This window comes from Candidatus Amarolinea aalborgensis (assembly GCF_900491745.1).
In the GTDB taxonomy this organism is placed as follows: Bacteria; Chloroflexota; Anaerolineae; order SSC4; family Amarolineaceae; genus Amarolinea; species Amarolinea aalborgensis.
Window position 1 is genome coordinate 1 of the sequence record NZ_UETR01000048.1, and the last position, 21781, is coordinate 21781.

The 21781-nt window shown below is 61.6% G+C and carries 25 protein-coding genes and 2 riboswitches; of the genes, 2 read left to right on the forward strand and 23 right to left on the reverse strand.

The genetic code is table 11. The features are described 5' to 3' along the window. Positions 1-166: 166 nt before the first annotated feature. Entirely contained in the window at positions 167-400 is a 234-nt protein-coding gene (locus ACPQ6D_RS22115; protein ID WP_423226524.1) for a hypothetical protein, read from the reverse strand. A 102-nt stretch (positions 401-502) separates the two neighbouring features. On the opposite strand from ACPQ6D_RS22115, the gene ACPQ6D_RS22120 reads away from it, so the two are divergent. Beyond that, on the forward strand, positions 503-3421 hold the full coding sequence (locus ACPQ6D_RS22120) for an ATP-binding protein (RefSeq protein WP_423226525.1): 2919 nt from the start codon (positions 503-505) through the stop codon (positions 3419-3421). 101 nt (positions 3422-3522) lie between these two features. Here ACPQ6D_RS22120 and gcvPB read toward each other — a convergent pair whose 3' ends face one another. From gcvPB to lepB, 22 genes are all read right to left on the reverse strand, one after another. Next, on the reverse strand, positions 3523-5043 hold the full coding sequence (gene gcvPB / locus ACPQ6D_RS22125; protein WP_423226526.1) for an aminomethyl-transferring glycine dehydrogenase subunit GcvPB: 1521 nt from the start codon (positions 5041-5043) through the stop codon (positions 3523-3525). Next, positions 5040-6512, reverse strand: a complete 1473-nt coding sequence (gcvPA, locus tag ACPQ6D_RS22130; RefSeq protein WP_423226527.1) for an aminomethyl-transferring glycine dehydrogenase subunit GcvPA — start codon at positions 6510-6512, stop codon at positions 5040-5042. The genes gcvPB and gcvPA overlap by 4 nt, the downstream gene beginning before the upstream one ends. An 18-nt stretch (positions 6513-6530) precedes the next feature. Further along, on the reverse strand, positions 6531-6926 hold the full coding sequence (gene gcvH / locus ACPQ6D_RS22135) for a glycine cleavage system protein GcvH (protein ID WP_423226528.1): 396 nt from the start codon (positions 6924-6926) through the stop codon (positions 6531-6533). Positions 6927-7062: 136 nt separating this feature from the next. Continuing rightward, positions 7063-8160: a glycine cleavage system aminomethyltransferase GcvT gene (gcvT, locus tag ACPQ6D_RS22140; RefSeq protein ID WP_423226529.1), complete on the reverse strand. Its 1098-nt coding sequence runs from the start codon at positions 8158-8160 to the stop codon at positions 7063-7065. 102 nt (positions 8161-8262) lie between these two features. Continuing rightward, positions 8263-8361, reverse strand: a riboswitch (glycine riboswitch). Between the two features lies 1 nt (position 8362). Beyond that, positions 8363-8476, reverse strand: a riboswitch (glycine riboswitch). Positions 8477-8613: 137 nt separating this feature from the next. Beyond that, positions 8614-8994, reverse strand: a complete 381-nt coding sequence (locus ACPQ6D_RS22145; protein ID WP_423226530.1) for a hypothetical protein — start codon at positions 8992-8994, stop codon at positions 8614-8616. A 30-nt stretch (positions 8995-9024) separates the two neighbouring features. Then, on the reverse strand, positions 9025-9765 hold the full coding sequence (fabG, locus tag ACPQ6D_RS22150; RefSeq protein ID WP_423226531.1) for a 3-oxoacyl-[acyl-carrier-protein] reductase: 741 nt from the start codon (positions 9763-9765) through the stop codon (positions 9025-9027). 78 nt (positions 9766-9843) lie between these two features. Then, the gene (locus ACPQ6D_RS22155) at positions 9844-11037 is read right to left on the reverse strand and encodes an acetyl-CoA C-acetyltransferase (RefSeq protein ID WP_423226532.1); all 1194 of its coding nucleotides are present in this window, start codon (positions 11035-11037) and stop codon (positions 9844-9846) included. A gap of 48 nt (positions 11038-11085) precedes the next feature. Continuing rightward, positions 11086-11781 carry an MBL fold metallo-hydrolase gene (locus ACPQ6D_RS22160; RefSeq protein ID WP_423226533.1) on the reverse strand — a complete coding sequence of 232 codons (696 nt, stop codon included), beginning with the start codon at positions 11779-11781 and terminating at the stop codon, positions 11086-11088. Positions 11782-11785: 4 nt separating this feature from the next. Continuing rightward, positions 11786-12328 (reverse strand): inorganic diphosphatase, encoded by a 543-nt coding sequence (locus ACPQ6D_RS22165; RefSeq protein ID WP_423226534.1) that lies wholly within the window; start codon positions 12326-12328, stop codon positions 11786-11788. Between the two features lie 42 nt (positions 12329-12370). Continuing rightward, a complete protein-coding gene (locus tag ACPQ6D_RS22170) occupies positions 12371-12643 on the reverse strand; it encodes a EutN/CcmL family microcompartment protein (RefSeq protein ID WP_423226535.1) in 273 nt (90 codons plus the stop codon). 144 nt (positions 12644-12787) lie between these two features. Continuing rightward, positions 12788-13087, reverse strand: a complete 300-nt coding sequence (locus ACPQ6D_RS22175) for a EutN/CcmL family microcompartment protein (RefSeq protein WP_423226536.1) — start codon at positions 13085-13087, stop codon at positions 12788-12790. A gap of 54 nt (positions 13088-13141) precedes the next feature. Further along, entirely contained in the window at positions 13142-13762 is a 621-nt protein-coding gene (locus ACPQ6D_RS22180; protein WP_423226537.1) for a hypothetical protein, read from the reverse strand. A 26-nt stretch (positions 13763-13788) separates the two neighbouring features. Further along, entirely contained in the window at positions 13789-14463 is a 675-nt protein-coding gene (locus tag ACPQ6D_RS22185) for a cupin domain-containing protein (RefSeq protein ID WP_423226538.1), read from the reverse strand. A gap of 22 nt (positions 14464-14485) precedes the next feature. Beyond that, the gene (gene eutM / locus ACPQ6D_RS22190) at positions 14486-14776 is read right to left on the reverse strand and encodes an ethanolamine utilization microcompartment protein EutM (protein ID WP_423226547.1); all 291 of its coding nucleotides are present in this window, start codon (positions 14774-14776) and stop codon (positions 14486-14488) included. A 97-nt stretch (positions 14777-14873) separates the two neighbouring features. Beyond that, positions 14874-15257 (reverse strand): DUF2442 domain-containing protein, encoded by a 384-nt coding sequence (locus ACPQ6D_RS22195; protein ID WP_423226539.1) that lies wholly within the window; start codon positions 15255-15257, stop codon positions 14874-14876. Continuing rightward, on the reverse strand, positions 15235-15474 hold the full coding sequence (locus ACPQ6D_RS22200; RefSeq protein ID WP_423226540.1) for a DUF4160 domain-containing protein: 240 nt from the start codon (positions 15472-15474) through the stop codon (positions 15235-15237). Before ACPQ6D_RS22200 ends, ACPQ6D_RS22195 begins: the two co-directional genes overlap by 23 nt. 80 nt (positions 15475-15554) lie before the next feature. Next, positions 15555-17066, reverse strand: a complete 1512-nt coding sequence (locus ACPQ6D_RS22205) for an aldehyde dehydrogenase family protein (RefSeq protein WP_423226541.1) — start codon at positions 17064-17066, stop codon at positions 15555-15557. Positions 17067-17076: 10 nt separating this feature from the next. Next, positions 17077-17367, reverse strand: a complete 291-nt coding sequence (locus ACPQ6D_RS22210; protein WP_423226542.1) for a EutN/CcmL family microcompartment protein — start codon at positions 17365-17367, stop codon at positions 17077-17079. Positions 17368-17387: 20 nt separating this feature from the next. Beyond that, complete coding sequence (locus ACPQ6D_RS22215; RefSeq protein WP_423226543.1) at positions 17388-17639, reverse strand: hypothetical protein; 252 nt, start codon at positions 17637-17639, stop codon at positions 17388-17390. 34 nt (positions 17640-17673) lie between these two features. Then, positions 17674-18315, reverse strand: coding sequence for a deoxyribose-phosphate aldolase (gene deoC, locus ACPQ6D_RS22220; protein WP_423226548.1), 642 nt, complete (start codon positions 18313-18315; stop codon positions 17674-17676). Positions 18316-18594: 279 nt separating this feature from the next. Further along, complete coding sequence (gene rpiB / locus ACPQ6D_RS22225) at positions 18595-19302, reverse strand: ribose 5-phosphate isomerase B (protein WP_423226544.1); 708 nt, start codon at positions 19300-19302, stop codon at positions 18595-18597. A gap of 111 nt (positions 19303-19413) precedes the next feature. Continuing rightward, positions 19414-20121 (reverse strand): signal peptidase I, encoded by a 708-nt coding sequence (gene lepB, locus ACPQ6D_RS22230; protein WP_423226545.1) that lies wholly within the window; start codon positions 20119-20121, stop codon positions 19414-19416. Positions 20122-20376: 255 nt separating this feature from the next. On the opposite strand from lepB, the gene sat reads away from it, so the two are divergent. After that, positions 20377-21615 carry a sulfate adenylyltransferase gene (sat, locus tag ACPQ6D_RS22235; protein ID WP_423226546.1) on the forward strand — a complete coding sequence of 413 codons (1239 nt, stop codon included), beginning with the start codon at positions 20377-20379 and terminating at the stop codon, positions 21613-21615. The last annotated feature ends 166 nt before the right edge of the window (positions 21616-21781 follow it).

The following is a 21781-nucleotide window of genomic DNA, read 5'->3' on the forward strand; positions in this document are numbered from 1 at the left end:
TGCAGGGAAGTGTGATTTGTCGCTGAGCACGTCGTCACGCTGGAGGCGTGACCCACGAGGAGAAGCAGCCTGCGCAAGGGCATGCCGACGCCCATCCGGCGCGATTGGGTGAAACCACCGAGAATCAGGTAAAATGCAGATGCACGGCATAATCAGATCTCTGGTCTCAGATCTCCGGTCTCTGGTCTCCGATCTCCGATCTCTGGTCTCCGGTCTCCGATCCGTGGGTGGCTGAGGTCTGTTGATGCAGAAAGGCGACAAGCGCGGCCAAATCGGCAAAGCCGAGGCGTTGACCACTGCTCGGGTCTTCCAGGCTGAAGCGCCAAACGGCCGTTTCGCTGGCCGCTTCCTGCCAGATGCGCAGCAGGTAGGCGTGGTACTGTGATGGCCGGGCGTGCATAGGTTGGATCGCCTCCCGCTAAACGACTCCGTAATCTATCGCCATGATAAAACGTCATCGTAAAGAAATCGTGAATTGACAATGGGGTTGATCGGCTAACAAATGGAACCTCAGCTGCGCCTCGCGCTTCTTGGCAAGCTCGAAATTACCTTCCAGGATGCCCCGCTGACAGGCTTCATCACCAGCAAAGCGCCCGCTCTGTTGTCGTACCTGGTGCTCAGCGGCCGCACCGTGGCGCGCGAGCGGTTGGCGGAGATGTTCTGGGGCGAGATGTCCGACACGGACGCCAAAAACAATCTGCGCCAGGTTCTGGCGAACTTGCGCCACCTGCTGCCTCTCCATGTCGTCACTACCCGCGAATCGGTCACTTTTGACCAAACCCAGCCGTTTCTGCTCGATGTGCAGCTTTTCGAGGAACATCTGCGCGTGGCTGATGAAGCAGCGGACGCAACGCCGCGCATTCAGCACGTGCAAGAGGCGATGGCGCTTTACCGCGGCGACTTCCTCGAAGGCTTTCACGTACGCGATGCGCCTGACTTCGATGAATGGCTCATGTGGCAGCGCGAACGCCTGCGCCAGCAAGCGCTGCAGGCGCTGCAAACCCTGGCTGCCTATCATGCCTCGCGGCGAGAGTATGCAGCTGGCATTGCTTGTTTGCGCCGCCTCTTGGCGCTCGACCCGTGGCGCGAAGAGGCGCACACCCAGCTCACTCTGCTGCTGGCGCGCAGCGGCCAACGCTCGGCCGCGCTGGCCCAATACCAAACCTGTCGCCGCATTCTCGCCGCCGAATTGGGAGTCGAGCCATCGGCCGAGCTGAATGCGCTCTATGAACGAATTCGCGCGATGGGCTCTGCGCCGCCGCTGCCTACCGCAACCACGCCCTTCGTGGGGCGACATTCCGAACTAGATGATCTGAGCGCGCGCCTGGCCGACCCCACGTGTCGCCTGCTGACGATTGTGGGGCCAGGCGGCATCGGCAAGACGCGGCTGGCGTTGGCCGCGGCCGAGCGCGCCGTGCAGCAGGGCGATTTTCTCAACGGCGCGTGCCTGGTTCCCCTGGTCGCTATCACCAGCCCTGACCATCTGCCGGCAGCCGTGCTCGAAGCCTTGCACGCGCCGGCCACCGGCGACCGCGATCAAGCGCAGCAGGCGCTCAGCTTCTTGCACAATCGCGAGCTGCTCCTCGTGCTAGACAATTTTGAACACCTGACGGCCGGCGTCAACCTGCTGGCGGACATCCTACAGCAGGCGCCCGCGGTCAAGCTGCTCATCACCTCGCGCACCCGGCTGGCTCTGCGCGGCGAGCGGCTCTTTCATCTTGACGGGCTGACTTTTCCAACCTCCGATGCGGCTGGCCCGCTGCAGGATTTCGAGGCGGCCACGCTCTTCATCGAGTGTGCGCAGCGCCAGCAGCGGCGCTTTGCCCCAACCGCAGCCGACCGCCAGGCCATTGCCCAGATTTGCCGCCTCTTGGAGGGGATGCCGCTTGGGCTGGAATTGGCCGCGGCGCAGGCGCCTACGCTGACGTGCACTGAGATTGCCAGTCAACTCGTCAGCACCGCCGACTTTCTGGCCGCCACCTGGCCAGACGCACCGCTCCGTCATCGCTCTCTGCGCGCCGTGTTCGAGCATGCGTGGGGTTTTTTGACCCCGACCGAACAAACCGCCCTGGCCCAACTGACGGTCTTTGCCAGCAGCTTCGATTCGCAGGGTGCGCATGGGCTGCTGGGGGAGATGGCGGCCCTGACCGCGCTGGTCAACAAGTCCCTCGTACGCCAGCTGGCCGACGGGCGCTATGACCTGCACCCCGTGGTGCGCCAGTATGCCGCCGACAAGCTGCGCGCCTGGCCTGATCTGCAAGCGACCGCGCAGGCGCGCCACGCCGCGTACTACGCCGCGTTTCTGCACGACCGCGAGCGGCGGCTCAAAGGCGCGGAGGGGCATGCCGCGCTGGCCGAGCTCAGCGCGGCGCGCGAGGATATTCGCCGCGCCTGGCGTTGGGGCGCAGAAGAGGTGGACACCCGCGTCTTACGTCAGGCCATGGAGAGTCTGCTGGTTTTCTATGACCTGCGCGGCCCCTACCTTGAAGGGTATACAACGTTCGGCGAGGCGGCGGAACAAGTGCGCGAGGAATGGCTGGCGTTGACCGGCGCAGAACAGGCCCAACAGCCGCAGCTCGCGCGCCTGCTGGCCGGCCTGCTCATTCGACAGGGCTGGCTTGGCTTCCGCCTGGCGCGCTACGATGAGGCGCAGCGCCTGATCGAGGAGGGCATGGCGCTGTTTCAACGCGTGGGCGCACGCACGGATCTGGCCTATCCCCTTCTGTTCCTGGGCGCGGTCGCCTATGGCAAGACTGATTTTGCCGCCTCACAGCGCCACTTCGAAAGCAGCCTCGCGCTTTACCGCGAGGCGGGCGACCATTGGGGCATGGCTGGGCTGCTCGGCAACCTGGGCGAACTGTGCAACACCATGGGCGATTCGGCCCAGGCGCTTGCCTATCTGCGTGAGGGGCTGGCCGTCGCGCGTCAAGTCGGCGATCCCAGTATGCTTGTGCACACGATGAATACGCTCGGAAATGCCTTGCGCCTGCAGGGCGCCTACGCTGAAGCAGAAGACCTGCTCAGGGAGAGTCTCGTCCTCTGCACAGACAATGATTACACGTACCTGAGCATCATGGCGCTGCGCAACCTGGCGATGGTCAACTTCATGCAGGGCCACCGCGCCGCAACCCAGAAAGCCTATCATCGCGCCCTGCAGATCGCGCTGGAGGCTCAGCTGGGCGACCTGGCGCTGCTGGTCGTCACGGAGGCGGCCGCCATTGCTGCGCCGCAGGATCCGCTGCAGGCCATCGCCTGGTTGACATTGGTCATGCACCATCCGGACGCCAGCGCGGAGACGCGGCGCAAGGCCGCAACTCAGCGCGGCCCCTTGGTGACCGCTGCGCCATCCCCTGCCGCGTCCGCGGCCCAAGCGCGGGGCATGGCGTTAGCCGTGGAGGATGTCCTGGGTGCGCTGGCCTAGCCGCGTCACGCAAAACCCGCCCGCCCTGCGACATCGCGTCCACAGAGCGGGCGGGCCTGATTTTCAGTCTCCGGTCTCCGATCTTCGGTCTCCGGTTTCTCCTATCCCGGCTTGGCTGCCGTTGCGCACAGCTTCAGCTCGCGCGCCGCGCGCACCTCGTCCAGGCGCCCGACCGGGGTCGTATGCGGCGCCTCTTTCAGGAGCTGTGGGTTGGCAATCGCTTCTTCCTTGATCTGCAGCAACGTCTCTACGAAACCGTCCAGCGTCTCACGGCTCTCGGTCTCAGTCGGCTCGATCATCAGCGCCTCGCGCACGATCAGCGGGAAGTAGACCGTAGGTGGATGATAGCCAAAGTCCATTAATCGCTTGGCAATGTCCATCGTGTGAATGGTGGGCGCTTCTTCCAGGATGCCCTGCGCGACGAACTCGTGCATGCAGGTGCGATCGCCATGCGGAATCGGATAGGCTCCTTTGAGGCGCGCCTGCAGGTAGTTGGCGTTGAGCACCGCATTTTGACTGACTGCGCGCAGGCCCTCTTCGCCTAACATGCGGATATAGGTATACGCGCGCACCAACATGCCAAAATTGCCGGCGAAGCTCTTCACGCGCCCGATGCTGTACTGGGGCATGTACCAAACCAGGTCAATGTCCTCCTCGTCACCGTTGCGCGCCCGCACGGCAACCACCGGGCCGGGCAGATAAGGCGCCAGCGCCTCACTGCATCCCACCGGACCCGAGCCTGGGCCGCCGCCGCCGTGCGGCGTAGTGAAGGTCTTGTGCAAGTTGAAGTGCATCACATCGAAGCCCAGCTCGCCTGGCTTGGTGATGCCCAGAATGGCGTTGAAGTTGGCGCCATCGCCGTAGACGAGGCCGCCTGCGGCTTGCACCAGGCGAATCACCTCCAGCACATTCTCATCGAACAGGCCCAGGGTGTTGGGATTGGTCAACATCAGACCGATCACCTCATGCCCGATGCTGTCTAGTTGGGTCTTGAGCGCGCCCAGGTCTACGTTGCCGCGCGCGTCGCTCGGAATTTCCACCGCCTGCAGCCCGGCCATCGTGGTCGAAGCTGGATTGGTGCCGTGCGCGGAGTCAGGCACCAGGATCTTCGTGCGCTGTGTCTCGCCTTGATCGTACAGGTAATTGCGCATCATCAGCACGCCGCTCAGTTCGCCCTGCGCGCCGGCGGCCGGCTGCAGACTGACAGCGGCAAAACCGCTGATTTCAGCCAGGTAGACCTGCAGCTCAAACATCAACTGCATGGCCCCTTGCGCGCTGTCGGCGGGCTGCAATGGGTGCAGGCCGGTGAAGCCCGGGAGCCGGGCGGCCTTCTCGTGCACCTTGGGGTTGTATTTCATCGTGCAGGAGCCAAGCGGATAGAAGCCAGTGTCAATGCTGTGATTCTTTTGCGACAGGCGTAGGAAATGACGCATCACGTCAATCTCCGCGACTTCGGGCAAGGGCAGATCCGCGGCGCGGCGCAGGAAATCGAGCGGCAGCGGCGCTTCTGGCACGTCCAACGCCGGCAGGCTGGCGCCGATGCGGCCTGGCGAGCTGAAATCGAAAATCAACGGTTCGATGCGCTGCCCCGTTGCGCGGCTGTCATTGCTTGGGCTGTTCATGGGATCACCTCCATGACGATCTCCATCTGCTCCAGTTCCAGGTCGAGTTCGGGCAGCGTGTCATCCTGGGGGATGTAGGCGTCGGTCGCGGCGTCCATCTCTTCCATCTCCTCCACCTCGGCCAGCGCCATCACCAGGGCGTCAATGTCGCGCTTGCTCAGCGTTTCGGTGACGCACACCAGCATGGCGTGCCCCAGTTCCGGGTAATCCTGGCTCAGGTCGTAGCCGCCGATGATGCCGTACTCATCGAGCAGGTAACGATTGACCGCGGCCACCGGCAGCGGGCAGCGCACGACGAATTCCTGGAAGAACGGCTCGCCTTGCAGCACCTCGAAGCCGGTTTGCGTTGCGATTTGCTGCGCAGCGTAGTGCGCCTTGTGATAGCACAGCTCCGCCACGCGGCGCAGGCCGTTCTTGCCCAGCGCCGCCATGTAAACGGCCGCCGAGAGGGCCACCAGGCCCTGGTTGGTGCAGATGTTGGAGGTCGCTTTGTCACGCCGAATGTGCTGCTCGCGCGTGCTCAGCGTCAGCACGAAGCCGCGCTCGCCGTCCACGCCCACCGTTTCGCCGATGATGCGGCCGGCGCTGCGACGCACGTGCTCGTTCTTGCACGCGAAGAAGCCCAGGTACGGTCCGCCGAAGTTGAGCGGACTGCCCAGCGACTGGCCTTCGCCGCAGACAATATCGGCGTCATAGCTGCCGGGCGCCTGGAAGATGCCCAGGCTGATGGGGTCGGCCACTACGATCAGCACGGCGCCTTGGGCATGCGCCGCGTCCGCCAATTGGCGCAGGCGCGCCGGGCTATGCAGCCGCCCCAGGAAGTCCGGGTTCTGGACGATGACGGCGGCCGTGTCGCTGTCCATCATCGCCTCCAGCGCATCCAGGTCAACGCCAGCGGCGAAGCCGTTGAATTTGACATCCATGCCCTGCGTGTAGGTGTGAGCCACTTCGCGGTACTGTGGGTTGACGTAGCGCGAAAAGAGGATCGTCTTGCGCTTCAGCCGACCGATGTTGAGGGCCATGATCACCGCTTCAGCCACGGCCGTCGCGCCATCATAGTGACTGGCGTTGGACACGTCCATCCCAGTCAGCGCGCAGATCATGCTCTGATATTCAAAGATGGCTTGCAGCGTACCCTGGCTCACTTCCGGTTGGTACGGCGTGTACGCAGTGTAGAATTCGCTGCGGCTGATGACCGCATCAACAATGGACGGAACGAAGTGATGGTAAGCGCCAGCGCCGAGGAAGCAGGGCGAAGAGTCCGCATCGGCGTCCTCGCTGCTCAGCGCTTGCAGCTCTTGTAGAATCTCGTATTCACTGACCGGCGTCGGCAGATTGAGCCGCGGGAAACGGTGGCTGGCCGGCACGTCGTGAAAGAGATCTTCCACCGACGCAACGCCAATCGTCGCCAACATCTGCTGACGGTCAGCGTCCGTATTGGGCACATAGCCAGGCGTGTAGTTCATCATCGTCATCTCCTCAGCCTGCTAATGTTCGCGTGTCGCGCAGTAAGCATCGTATTCGGTCGCAGTCATCAGGTTTTCTAGTTCGGCCGTATTCTCCGGCTCCAGCTTGAAGAGCCAGGCTTCGCCAAATGGGTCTCCGTTGACCTTTTCAGGGGTATCTTCCAGCGCGTGGTTGACCTCGATCACCGTGCCGCTGAGGGGCGCATAGATGTCGGATGCAGCTTTGACCGATTCAACCGTTGCGACCTGCTGCCCTTGCTTGATCGTCGCGCCCACCTCGGGCAGCTCGATGAAAACCACATCAGACAACGCATCCTGGGCATAGTCGCTGATGCCGACTACCGCCACGGCGCCTTCGACGCGCACCCACTCATCCGATTTTGCGTAGCGGGCATTGGGGTCTAGTTTGAAGCTCATGGTAAATCTCCTTTGATCAGAAAACTGGATAGAAATTGAGTTGATCAGACCGACAGAACGCCAGACGGCAGAGCGTTAGCCCACCGTTCGGCTGACCGCGCTGTCACCTGGATCATGCGCCAGGCCGCGCGGCCACTCAACGCCGATAAGCCGCGACGTAGAACGGCGTCTTCACCACGATTGCCTTTTTGGGCGCGTCTCGGATGACAATGTCAATCTGACTACCGAGGGCGGCATTGGCGGCAGGGACATAGGCCAACCCAACGAAGCGGTCTGTGGTTGGCGATTTCATGCCCGTGGTGACAACGCCCACCACCTGGCCGTTGATCGCCACAGGGAATTCGGCGCGCGGCACCGCGCGCTCCACCATCTCGAAGCCCACCAGGCGCTGGGCCGGGCCTTCCATCTTGATTTTGAGCAAGGCATCGCGACCGATGAAGTCCCCCTTCTTGAAACTGATGGCCCAGCTCAAACGCGCGCTGATGGGGTCTATGCGCGCATGAATCTCATGACCGTACAGCGGCAGGCATGGCTCGAAGCGCAGTGAATCGCGCGCGGCCAGCCCGCACGGTAGAATGCCTTCCGGCTGGCCGGCTTCCAGGATGGTGTTCCACATCGCCACGGCCTCTGTCGCCGGGAAAAACAGCTCATAGCCGTACTCGCCCGTGTAGCCGGTGGCGCCCAAAAGCGCAGCCACGCCATTGACGGTGGCTGGCGCGCAGGTGTGGAACTTCACTGTCGCCAGGTCCAGATCCGTGAGCTTTTGCAAGACCGCTTGCGCGCGTGGGCCTTGCAAGGCCAGCATGTAGGTCTCATCCGAGATGTCGGTCACACTGACGTTCAATCCAACGGCGTGCAGCTGCATCCACTCAACATCCTTCTTACGATTGGATGCATTGACGATGACCCACCAGCTTTCGGCGGCCACACGATACATGAAAATGTCGTCAATGACCGTGCCGTCGGCGTAGCACATCAGGCTGTAGCGCGCATCGCTGATCGCCATCGTACTGATGTCGCCAACCTGGATCATCTGCAAGAAGCGCAGGGCATCAGGCCCAGCCACGACGACCTGGCCCATGTGGTCAATGTCGAACAGGCCGACGGCCTCGCGCACCCGCTTGTGCTCCTCCAACGGGCCGGTGGGGTATTGCACCGGCAGTTCCCATCCGGCAAAATCCACCATACGCCCGCCAAGCGCCACGTGCGTGTCGTACAAAGATGTTCGATTCATCCCATCCCTCCTCCAATTTGTGCTGCGTGCCTTGAGTGCCTGAGTCCCGAAGCAACCCAAAAAGGGAATCGGGCAGGCATCGCGTGCGATGCCTGCCCGATTCCCTCTGTCCTTGGCACCTGAGAGATTTTCGCCGCTTGTGCGGGAAATTGCCCCGTCGGTGCGACTGCGCGATGACCGCGCAGTCGGCTCTCCAGAGTGCTGTCCCAGTGCGATCTTTTTGCCTGAGAGATTGCCTGCCAGCCCCGGTGTTTCTGGTCAGAGTGCCCCTTCGGCGACCTGGGCATTACCCCAGGTGCTCTCTCGCGCTGATCATCCAGCCATGATGTTCATGAAAACAGCTTCTTGTTCGTAGTACGTAATCTGAACCTACTGATCGGTTCCTCAAGTTCCTGCGCCTATCATAACATACGTTGGTACTAGTGTCAATGCCCTTGTTCGTGGGTGTTGGCGTCAATGCCCTTGTTCTGGATCGGCCAATCTATCCTCGATGGTCAGCGTTGTTTTCCCGGTTTCGCGCAGCAGCATTTCAATGGTTAGCGCGTGTGACCCCGCAGTCAGCGGCTGGCCGACGCCAATCAAGGTGATGTCTGCATTGATCGGCCAATCGAAAGGGTATTCCGGTGCGACTCTTTCGACAGAACGCGTGCCCTTGCGCGTGTGCAGCAGAAGATTGTCACCCTCATATTTTCGGCTGTTCACCGTCAATGGGCCAAGACCCAGGAGGGTGCTCGGCGCCAGGCGGTTGCGCAGCGTGAATTCAAAGCCGTCATGGCGGTTGCGCAAGCTGCCTTGCAGGTATAAGCGACGTAACAAAGCGGGTGGTATGGGCATAAGCCTTTCTCTGGAGTCTGCCTGGAATGACTAGACGACTGCGCCGCCATCCACGTGCAAGACATGGCCGGTGATATAAGCGGCTTCGTCGCTGGCTAAGAAGACATAGGCATTGGCGATGTCCTCCGGTCGGCCCAAGCGGCGCAGCGAGATTTTGGCCTTCAGTTCCTCCATCACTTTGTCCGGGATGCCGGCCAGCATCTCAGTACTGATGAAACCAGGCGCCACGGCATTGACTCGCACCCCCTTTGGGCCTAATTCGCGCGCCCACACCCTGGTCATGCCGATGACGCCGGCCTTACTAGCCACATAATTAGTTTGCCCGTAATTGCCAGAGACGCCCACCACCGATGACGCATTGAGGATCACGCCGCTCCCCTGGGCCGCCAGCAGCGGCGCAACGGCCTGGGTACAGTTGAAAACGCCTTTCAAGTTGACATTGATGACGAAATCAAAATCTTGCTCGGTCATTTTCAGCAGGCTGCGGTCACGTAGAACGCCGGCGTTGTTGACCAGCACATCAATCCGCCCAAAGTGCGCCTGCGCCGCCTGCACCAGCGCGTCCACGCTGGCGCGATCGGTCACATCAACCTGCACAAATAGCGCCCGCCCGCCGGCTGTGCGAATGTCAGCGGCTGTCTGTTCGCCGCCGGCCGCGTCCATGTCGCACACGATGACCTGCGCGCCTTCGGCGGCAAAGGCCAGGGCCGTGGCGCGGCCGATGCCGCGCGCCGAACCGGTAATCAACGCAACTCTATCCTGTAAACGCATGCAGTCTCCTAATTTTCCGAGCGGCACGGGGATCTCGGCGCCGTGAGCCGGCGCAGAGGTGATTTCTCTGGATCTTAGTCAGGACGCCAGTTCCAGGCTGAGCGCGATGGCCTCGCCGCCGCCCAGGCACAGGGTGGCCAAGCCCGTTTGTTTGCCATGCTGTCGCAAGGCATGGATGAGCGTCACCACGATGCGCGCGCCGCTGGCGCCGATCGGGTGGCCCAGGGCAATCGCGCCGCCGTTGACATTGACCCGCGCCCAGTCCCAACCAAGCTCGTAACCATCGGCCAGGACCTGTGCAGCAAAGGCCTCATTAATCTCGATGAGATCATAGTCGGCCAGGCTGGTATGGGTGGCGTCGAGCAGGCGGCGCACGGCATAAATTGGCGCCGTGAACAAGGTCAGCGGCTTGACTGCGGCCTGCGCGTAGCCGGTGATGCGCGCCAGGGGCGTCAAGCCCAATTCACGGACGCGCTCGCCGCTCATCACTACGAGAGCCGCTGCGCCGTCGTTCAACCCCGGCGCATTGCCCGCGGTGATCGTACCGCCTTCCGCGAAGGCCGGGCGCAAACGGGTCAGCGCCTCCATGGTGCTATCACGGCGCGGGGTCTCATCGGCCCCGAACATCAACGGCGGCCCTTTGCGCTGCGGGATCTCCACAGGCACAATCTCGGCGTCAAAATGGCCGGCTTCCTGTGCGGCCAATGCCTTTTCGTGACTAAGAGAGGCGAACTCATCCTGTTCAAAGCGCGTAATCCCAAATTCGCGCGCCACCCATTCGGCAGAGTTGCCCATGTGATGGTGCTCGATGGCGCACCACAGGCCATCAAGCACCACGGCGTCAACTAACTCGCCATTGCCCAGGCGGTAGCCAGTGCGCGCATGGGGCAGCAGGTAGGGCGCCATATTCATACTTTCCATACCGCCGCACACAAACGTGTGTCCGTCGCCGGCGCGGATGGCGTTTGCCGCCAGGATGATGGCCTTGAGACCGGATCCGCAAACCTTGTTGACGGTTGTCGCGCCGATGGTATCGGGGATGCCTGCCAGTATGGCGGCCTGACGCGCCGGCGCTTGACCCGCGCCCGCCTGCACCACGTGCCCCATGAAAACTTCATCTATGCTGCTGGGATCAATGCCGGCGCGCGCCACTGCGGCGCGCAGGGCCACACTGCCCAAGACCGTGGCCGGCACCTCTTTGAGGGCGCCTTGAAAGCGCCCCATCGGAGTTCGAACCGCGCTAACAAGATAAACTTCTGGTTGGTCTGCCATAGACGCCTTTCCATGCCTGGTTGAGGTCAACAAATGGTCGCAGGTCGCTTACAGCGTGGCGGCAAACGCACGCAATTGCTCACCGGCTGCGCCGACAATCGGCGGTCCGTGACCCACACAGAGCACATCTACATCGAGTTTCGCCAATCGCCGGATAGATTCAACCGCCAAGACGGCGCTTGGCGTCAAGAAGCCGATCGGAGGAGTCAGACGCCCGCCGTAGTGCGCCAGCGCATCTGCGGCGATCAAAATTTTGCGCTCTGGATGATAGAGCGCTATTTGCCCGGGCGCGTGACCGGGCGCGTGCACAACCTGGAATCCTTCAGGCAGCATTTGCCGATCAAGCACCATGTCATCCACCGCCGTGGGCCGGTAGACAAAGATCACGCGGTCCATGAGTCGAAACAACGGCGTCATGGCGTAACCCAGGGGTGATTTGGCCAAGGCGCGCCGGCGCTGACCGGTCACCCCGGGCGCCTCGGCCGCATGGGCAATGACCAGGGCGCCGGTGGCGGCGTGAATCTGGGCCAGGCCGCCGACATGATCGAAATCGGCATGGGTGACAATAATCCGATTAACGGCGCGTGGTCCATGCCCGGCATCGCCCAACGCTTTGAGAATGGTAAAGGCATCCCACGGCATGCCGGTATCAATCAGAGTCAAGCCATCTGGGCGTTGCCAGAGGTACACATTGACCCCGCGCACCTCGTTGACCAGCCACAGGTTGGGCACGATCTCCCGCATACCGTCACAGGCCTCCCATGTGGAAGCGATCCTGGTAAAGCTTCATCGAGCGCAGGATTTCGGCCTTGGCCACTTCGGCGTTTTCCCAACCGATCGGCTTGGTGCGCATACCTTCCAGGTCCTTGTAGACTTCGAAAAAGTGCGCCACTTCCACCAGGTAGTGCTTGGGAATATCGGTGATGTCGTGATAGTCGGCAAAGATCGGGTCACGCGCGGGAACGGCCAGAATCTTGTCATCCGCCACGTCTCTGTCCAACATGCGGAAAATCCCAATCGGCCGCGCTTCGATGATGCAGCCAGGGAAGGTCGGCTCGTTGATCATCACCAGGATGTCCAGCGGATCGCCGTCATCGTAGAAAGTTTGCGGAATCAAGCCATAGTCGCCCGGATAATAGAGCGACGAGTAGAGCACGCGGTCGAGCTTGAGGACGCCAAACTCCTTGTTGTATTCGAACTTATTCCGGCTGCCTTTGGGAATTTCCACCAGCGTGTAGACAATGTCGGGGGAACTTGGGCCACTGCGCAGTTCGCGCCATAGATTCATCATATCGTTCTTTTTCCTTCTTTTTCCTTGTTCACAGACCAAATTTCATGCGTTGAGTTCAACGCTGTCTAGAATACCAACCACCACCGAAATGATGGGCGCATCGGCAATGCCTGTGATCTGGCGCGCGCCGCTGCCTTCGCGCAGGACCAACACCGTATCGCCAATACCCGCTTGCGCATGATCCAGCGCCACAAAATCAGCGTCCGGTTTGTCCCCAGGCAGATGCAGCGGCTGCACGATCAGCAGCTTGTAACCGGTATAGGCCGGATGTTTGATTGTTGACACCAGGGTGCCGATGACTTTCGCGATAATCATAGGTCAAGGTCGGAGATCAGAGATCGGTCATGGTTCCGCACGTTGTACGCTGCACTTTTCATCTCAGTCGCCCATGCACTCGGCGCACAACCGTGGATGAAAACAGGCCATCCGTGAGGATCCGTGTTCATCCGCGGCCTGTTTTCAAGTTAGCTCGAGCGCCAAATCGTCGTCCACTTCTACCGTCTCGACGATGCCCACCACGGCCAGGTCAATGGGCAGCATGGCGGTGGTGGTGTAGGCCAGCATGGCTTCACGCGAGCGCATCAAGCAAACGATGTCGTTCAGGCCGGCGCTCAAGCGCGGCGTGTCCACGGCAACCTGCAGGGCGCCGCGCGGTTGCAGATGCTTGTCAAGCGGCTGCACTACCAGCAGTTTGGCGCCTTCCAAGCCCGCATATTTTTGTGTCGCCACGGCTGTGCCAACAATTTTGCCCAGGATCACGCGCGGCCCTGCTCCCTCGCCATCAGAATCCCGATTTCTCCCGATTCCCGATGCTCACTTGCCTTTGAGCTGGCTAATCGCATCCACGGCGGCGGCTCTAGCCGCCACGATCTCCGCCTCCGTGCCGGACATCCACATGCGCCCATAGCGGCCGACAGACGAAATGTGCACCAACTTGATATTGGCAGCCTTTTCGGCCTCATTCGCAGCCAGGTTGATGTAGGCCGCAGGCGCGACTTCCAACACCAACATCGTTTCGCCCGCGACGATCATAGCGCCGCGACGGAAGCGGTTGAGCAGCTGCGCCTGGTACGAGTCCACGTTGGTGATCACCTGCACCGACGCTACTTCAGGCTTCACGCGGTCTTCCTCGCGCAAACCGAGGCGCTGCAAAACAATGCGGCCAGCCTCGATCACCTCGGCTTGCGCCAGCGAGTGCACCTCGAACATGCCAAATTCGCGCTCCACGATCTGTGCGCCCGGTTTGGCGTCAGTGCTCTTGACGGCAATGTCAACTACGCGAAAGACTTCGTTGCCGGGCGCCATCTCAACGTAGAGCGAAGCCATGCCCTCCACGGGCAAGTCGCCTTGCGTGATGGTGCCCACAAACGCCGCGTACTGTGGCTGCATGCGGTCGAGAAAGCAGTAGGCGCGTAACGAAAATTCATCGGCCATAATCGCTCCCCAGCCTGTGAAAAGCTCTAGAATCCAACATAGAAAACCTTGACCCAAGTTGGCGTGGCCAACTGCAGCGCCACACCTCCTGGCAGCAGCGCAGCATCCCCAGCAAACATGCGCCGCGTCTGCCCCTGGGCCGTGATCTCCAACACGCCTTCGACGACGTAATAAATTTCGGCCTGCGCCAGGGTCATGTCACGCGCGCCGGCGCGCCAGCTGCAAACACCCGCGCGCAGCGGGCTGCCATCCGCGGGGCTGATGACCTCCTGCTGGCGCAGATCCAGGGTTGGCGCCGCGCCAGGCACAAGAGGCGCCGGTTCGGTTGGTCGGCCGCTGATGACGCTGATATCGTGCGGGCCGGCCGCGTGCCCAGCCGCGGCGTTGGGCGACGCGCCGGAGACGCTGCCCACCCGCTGCAGCACCGCGCTGACGATGCGCGCCACCAGGTCTTCGGTGTTGAGCGGCGGCGCTGGCGCGGCCGGTTTTTCCCACTGCGGCCCGCGCAGCAGCGCCTCGCGCTTGCCGGCCGCGGACCAGGCCGGCGTCGGCTCGTGGTTGATTAGGCGCAAGCCCAATTCACGCGCCGCGTCAAGCGCCAGCGCGGTCAACACATCGGTTGGCTCCAACACCAACTCGGTGCGGCCCTCGTCTTTGACCAGGCGCCGAATGTCGGCCTCGGTGAAGAATCGTCGTGCCATGGTGGTAGCGACGCCAGCCAGCTCAGGCGGCGTCTTCTCCAGCCTTGGGCAGGATCATCTCCACATCGCCGTGCGGCCGCGGGATGACGTGCACACTGACCAGCTCGCCCACGCGCTGCGCGGCCGCGGCGCCGGCATCGGTCGCCGCCTTGACCGCGCCCACATCCCCGCGCACCATCACGGTGACGTAGCCGCCGCCGATGATTTCCTTACCAATCAGGCGTACATTGGCCGCCTTCACCATCGCGTCGGCCGCTTCGATGGCGCCGACCAGGCCCTTGGTCTCGATCATGCCCAGGGCAATCATCTGAATACTTGCCATAGTTGATTCTCTCCTTCTCGAAAAACTGTGTATGTCTGATAGCTTGACAAAGATCATGACCGGGCGGAGGAGTCCAGCGCCATGCTCGTTAATGCGTAACTACCGGTTGTTGTCGGTGGTGGTCGCCATTGGTCGGTAGCAAGGATGAAGGAACTGCGTTCGCCTGCTTCCGTTGTAGAAGCCATTTCTCTAGTGACTCTCGGCTTTCTCCCAAACCTCGACCGAGAAGGAGCGTCCGGACGCTCACGTCTTCGTCTAGATCGGGCCAATGAATCCCCTGGCGTTTGATCTCGAAATGATCCCGTTCAGCAGGTGTGCCGTAGGCGAGGCGCGGAAACCAGAGCACCGGAACCGAAATCGTACGGCCGTCGGCTAAATTAACAGTCAATTCATCATCAGTGACACGGGCGCTCATGATTTCTGCCTGTGCCAGTTTGAGGTTAATCAACTCAAGCTCTGCTGCAATACTCATCCCACCTACTCCTTAGAATATCCGCATTATCGTTGATGATCCGCTCAATATCACGCAATTCCTTGGACCGAAAGCCATTGTTGTCTGCCAGTAGAATTGGATCCAGCCAAAACTTAGCCTCCAAACGGTCGCGGCTTACATGAACATGCCGCGGTTCTGAGCAGTCATATGACCAGAAAAACAGTCGATACGGGCCGACAATCATCAAAGTTGGCATAGACGTGGGGCAAGATATCCTAAACTAATTCTCCATGTTCCGCACACTCAAGACCAAGGCCTCGCGGGTCAATAAGAATGTCATTTCGTCTGAATTTCGCTCAGCACGCGTCGCACGATCTGTTCGATGTCGGCGGCGGAGATCGCTGCCTGCGGTGTGGCGCTGACGGCCGGCGCCGCGCTGACCCCGGCCATTGGCTGCACCCCGGGAGCCAGGGAACTGGCCAGCGAGGGCGGTGCGGCGCGTTCATAGGCCAGGCGCTTGATGTTGAGCAGGTGATGGACGGTGATGTTATCGCTGACTGCGGCGCCGCCAATGCCGCCCGGCGCCAGGGTCATCGAAGGCATGACGCCGGTCGTCGCGCCGATCGCGCCCAGCGAGCCCCAGGTGTTGACCACGATGCGGAAAGCCGGCTTTTCGATGCCAAAGGCCAGGATCACCTCTTCATTGCGCGCATGAATGACCAACGAGTGCCCATCGCCGCCATACTTGAGCAGTTCGATGCAGCGCTCACAGCCGGCGTGCCAATCGTCCACCTCGTACCAGCCCAACACGGTGGTCAGCTTCTCCGCGCTCAACGGTTCATCCGGGCCAACTTTCGCCAGCCGCGCCACCAGGATGCGCGCCCAAGCTGGCACGCTGATCTTGGCCATGGCCGCCAACTGCTGCGGCGTCTTGCCCACGGTTTTCGGGTTGATGAGCTGTCCGCCGCTGAACAAGGTGCGGCCGAGCGCCGCGGCCTGCTCTTCGTTGACAAAATAGGCCCCGTTGCGCTCCATCTCTGCCTTGAGCTGCGCCGCAATCGGCTTGTCCGCGACCACGGCCTGCTCGGTGGCGCAAATGACCGAGCAATCAAACGCTTTGGAGTTGACGATGTCCCACGCCGCCTTGACCACGTCCGCGCTGCGATCTACGTAGACCGGCACATTGCCCGGCCCCACGCCCAAGGCCGGTTTGCCCACGCTGTGCGCAGCCTTGACCATCGCGGAGCCGCCGGTTGCCACGATCATGCTCACGGCGTAGTGACGGATCAGTTCCTGCGAGCCAGGCAGCGTGATGTACTGCATACAACTGACCAGGCCTTTGGGCATCCCCGCAGCTTCGCCGGCTTCCACCATCACGCGCGTAGTCTCGTAGCTGCACGCTTTGGCTGATGGATGCGGGGCAACGATGATGCCATTGCGCGCCTTCACCGCAATCAAGATCTTGAACATCGCGGTTGACGTCGGATTGGTGCTGGGCGTCAGCGCGGCCACCACGCCCACCGGCCAGCCGATCTCTACGATCTTCCGCGCCTCGTCGCGACGCAGCACGCCCACCGTCGGCACATCCTTGATAGATTCCCAAATCGTGCGGCTGCCAAATTGATTCTTGACCGTCTTGTGGTCAGGAACGCCGTAGCCGGTCTCCTCATACGCCAGGCGACCGAGGCGCGCGGCCTCGCGGTAGGCAGCATCGGCCATGGCCTGGCAGATACGATCTACCTGCGCCTGCGAGAAGTGGAAGAACGCGCGCTGCGCTTCACGCGCGGCGGCCGCCAATCGTCGGGCTTCTTGAATAGATTTCAGGTCAAGATCGAATTCTTCAGCCATGGCGTGCCTCTCAGTTCTTGACGTAGGTCAACGCGCCCTCGACTTCGAGCGAGTCGAGGATCGCCATGATGACCGCATCCACCGGTTTGTTGTTGGTGATCGTCGTCTGCCGCGCTGAGCTGCCGCTGGCGATCAGCACCAACTCGCCTTCGCCGGCCCCCACCGCATCAATGGCTACGAGCGGCTTGCCGATCAGTTCGTTGGCGGGCGTCACTTCACGCACCACCAGCAGTTTCAACCCCTTGAGCTTTTCATCCTTGACGGTGGCTACTGCTGAGCCTACCACCCGTGCAATCATCATAGCGGTTTTTTCCTGGATTTCTACAGATGCCGCAGGCGACAGCGTGGATTGTTCATGATCTCATCCAGCGCATGACGATCTAACTGCAGCGCATGGGCCAACGAGGTAACCGTGGCAAAATCGGCGCGCGTCAGTTTGCTCAGCGCGGTCTGTTCGTCGGGCATCAAACGATGGCCGGTCACCGCTTTGGCCGGATCAGCCAACAGCTTGGCCTGGCAATCCAGGCACTGCCAGGCGTGTCCGGCAATAATGAGAAGATTCTCGTAGCGCATCACATGCCCCTTTGTTTGGTGGCGCCGGTGCTTATCATTTCTTGGCTTCTTGCACGATCTTGACGCTGGCGCTGGCGCCGATGCGCGTGGCGCCGGCGGCGATCATCGCTTGGGCATCCGCCGCGGAGCGAATCCCGCCCGATGCTTTGACGCCGATGCCCGGGCCGACGACGCGGCGCATAAGCGCAATGTCGCTGGCGGTGGCGCCGCCGGTCGAGAAACCGGTTGACGTTTTGACATAATCAGCGCCGGCCGCCTGCGCCAACGCGCAGGCTTCCACCTTTTCCTCATCCGTCAGCAGCGAGGTCTCAATGATGACCTTCACCAGGACATGACAACTGTGCGCCGCCTGAACGACCGCACTGATATCGTGCGCCACCAGGCGATAATCGCGCGACTTGAGCGCGCCGATGTTGATGACCATATCAACCTCGCGCGCGCCGTCCGCGATACAGCGTTGGGCCTCGAAGGCCTTCACCTCCGGCAGCGTAGCGCCCAGCGGAAATCCCACCACGGTGCAGACCGGCACGCTGCTGCCGTGTAGTTCGCGAGCGGCCAGCGCCACCCAGCATGGATTCAGGCAGACGGAGGCAAACTGGTATTGGCGCGCTTCCAGACAGAGTTGAACGACCTGGTCAGCCGTCGCATCGGGCTTGAGCAGCGTATGGTCAATCATCGCGCCCAGGTCGGAAGCCACCTGGCGAATACCCAGGGGCGCGCTCAGGCGATCGGCGCCCGCGCTAACCACCACGCGGCAGTCGTCGGGGCAGTGCTGTACGCACATGCCCTCACAGTTTGCGCCGCAGCCGGCGCAGGTTGTGCTGCTCGGGCTGCCTGCCAAATTGAACAACACCTGCTGCGTAATCAATCGCACCAATTCTTCAGTATTCACACGGAACTCCGCTCGGTTCTCTGTTGTCTGCGTGCTGTAGATGCGCCTGTCGTGCGCACGCCGCTACGATTTGAGAAAACGCTGCTCCACCTGCATGATCTTATCCACACGCCTGGCATGGCGCCCGGCGCCCCACGGCGTCTCCAACCAGATCTTCACAATTTGACGCGCCAGTGCAGGGCCGATCAGCCCCGCGCCGAGGGTCAGCACGTTCGCGTGATTGTGTTCGCGGCTGTTGACAGCCGTGGAGAGGTCATAGCAGAGCGCAGCGCGCACACCCGGAACTTTGTTGGCCACCATAGCCGAGCCAATGCCGGCGCCATCAATCACAATCCCCGCGGCCGCGCGGCCGTCAGCCACCAATCGGGCCACCGCATAGGCAAGGTCAGGATAATCAACGGCTTCGGGAGAAAAACAACCCACGTCACTGACCGTATAGCCCAATTCAACCAGGTAGGCATGAAGGAGTGTCTTGAGTTCAAAACCGCCATGGTCCGCGCCCAGGGCCACGTGGCGCGCCGGATCGGTAGGGGTGGCCGAATCTTGCGCGGGCTGCGGTGCAGAGGCTGGCTGCAGCCCCACACGCAGGGTGATGCGCCGACGTTCGGCCTCTTCACGTGCGAGGGGGGTGATCAACGTATCGGGCGCCACCCACAACTCAGCGCCAATGGCTGTGCTCTGCACCGCAGCGGCCGACAGCACCGCGCGACCGGACATAGCGGTATGACCGTTTGGGTGGTCTTGCTGGCGATTCGTCTCCGTGGCAGCCATGGCGCCTCGACATCTTCGGGTGAAGGAATCTTTAAGGTTGATCTATAGGGCATGACGGATGGCCGTGCATGCCGGCGTCGCTGCGCGCGAGACTGCGGCGCGCGGCGCATCTCAAGGGCTGGCCGCCACCGGGTTGCTGATGATGCGCCATTCACTGGGCGGCCAATAGGACACAATGGCGCGGCCAATCACTTTGTCCATTGGCAGCAAGCCCCAACTATGCGAGTCGCTGGAATTGTTGCGGTTGTCTCCCAGGACAAAAAGCTCGTTGGGCGGCACCAGGGTTGGCGGCGCATCGTACGAACCGGGCGCTGGCCCGTAAGGCTCATCAATGGGCTTGCCGTCTATGATGACCTGGCCGCTGCGCACCTCAACGGTTTGGCCCGGCAGGCCGATCACGCGCTTGATAAAGTCACGCGAGGGATCACGTGGGTAATGAAATACAATTACATCGCCCCGCCGCGGTTGTCCAAGTTTGTAGGACAGCTTATTGATGATGAGAAACTGGCCGTTCTGAAAGTTCGGCTCCATGCTGATGCCGTCAATGCGATAGTTTTGCATGACGGTGCGCACCAGGAAGAAGATCACCAGGGTCAGAACAACGGTCTCGATCAACTCGCGTAGGACGCCGCTCACGGTCGTCGTGCGGCCGCTGTCGCTGACAGGGAAAGAGGCAGCCGCGAGGGGCGGACTGTCAACCGCGACGGCCGGCGCCGGTTCATTCGATGAATACGGAACCTGCCAGGCAGGTAGCCCCTCGCTGGGACGGCCCGTGGTTGCTTCGGCCGCTGGCGTCTGGTTTTCGGTTTGTTCAGGCATGTTTTCGAAGGTCACTGCTGCGCCTCGTCCAAAATCTGGTGCAAATTATAACACCCTGCAAGTGAAAAGCCAAAACCATTTGCCTACTGGCGCAGCTCTGCACAGTGACTCGCCTACCTGATCCGATTGATTTGACAGCCCCTAGCCCCTTTGCTATACTGACTCCACGTGCGCCAGGTTGCCTGGCGCTTTATTTTGGCCGTCGGTCGTTGGCTCCTCGCCGCGCCAGCGGCTTCGGTGGTAAGGAGTTCAATCATGATGGCTGCTGCGATTCGCCAGATAACGCCCCACGGGGGCGTTTTGGTGGATCGGGTGCTGCGCGGCGTCGTACGCGAAGCTGCGCTTGAGCGCGCCCAATCTTTATCCAAAGTGTATCTCTCGCCGATGGCTGTCTCCGATTTGGAGATGATCGCCGTCGGCGCTTTTAGTCCGCTGACCGGATTCATGGACAAGCTGACCTACCAAACGGTGTTGGAGGATATGCGCTTGCCCAATGGGCTGGCGTGGACCGTGCCCGTGACGCTGGCCGTTACCCGCGAGCAGGCTGACACCCTTCATGAAGGTCAGGAAATTGCCTTGGTCGAGCGCACCGCGGAGGGCGCCGATCATCTGATGGGCATCTTGGAATTGGCCGAGAAGTTTGGCTATGACAAGGAACTTGAGGCGGCCAAGGTCTACCAGACCACAGAGACGGCGCACCCTGGCGTGGCTCGCCTCTACGGGCAGGGCGATATCCTGCTGGCCGGCCAGGTTTTTCTTTTGAACCGCCCCAGCGTGCTGGAGTTCCCAGAGCTGCGGCATGACCCGGCGCAGGCGCGCCGCTTGTTTGCAGCCAACGGCTGGCGAAGGATTGTGGCCTTCCAAACGCGCAACCCCATTCATCGCGCGCACGAGTACATCCAGAAAGTCGCCCTGGAGATTGTAGATGGTTTGTTCTTGCACCCGTTGGTGGGCGAGACCAAGGGCGATGATATTCCGGCCGATGTGCGCATCGAAAGCTATCAGGCCATTTTGCGCGACTATTACCCGCCAGAGCGTGTGCTCTTAGGCGTCTATCCGGCGGCGATGCGCTACGCCGGCCCGCGAGAGGCCATTTTCCATGCCATCGCGCGACAGAACTACGGCTGCACGCATTTCATCGTGGGCCGTGACCATGCCGGCGTTGGCCGCTATTACGGCACCTATGACGCCCACTACATCTTCGACGAGTTCTTGCCCCACGAATTGGCGATTACGCCGCTGTTTTTCGAACACGCCTTCTTCTGCACCCAGTGCGGCACCATTGTTTCGCCCAAGATTTGCCCGCATGACAAGAAGTACCACATCGTTTTGAGCGGTTCCCAGGTGCGGCAGATGCTCGAAGCCGGCCAGCAGCTGCCGCCAGAATTCACGCGGCCAGAAGTGAGCAAGGTGCTCGTCGAAGGTATGGCGCGCAAGCGCGAAGAGGAATTCCGCAAGGAAGAAGCAAAAAAAGCGAGCGCGGCGCCAGCCTGACCGCGGTTGGGTCTGAGCGCCGGGTATTCGATGTCGAGCCAGGGCGACGGGTATTAGTCATCGGGTTGGATTGCGCCGAGCCGACGCTTGTCTTCGAGCAGTGGCGCGCGGACTTACCGACGCTCAATCGCTTGTTGAGCCGCGGCGTCTACGGTCGCCTGCGTTC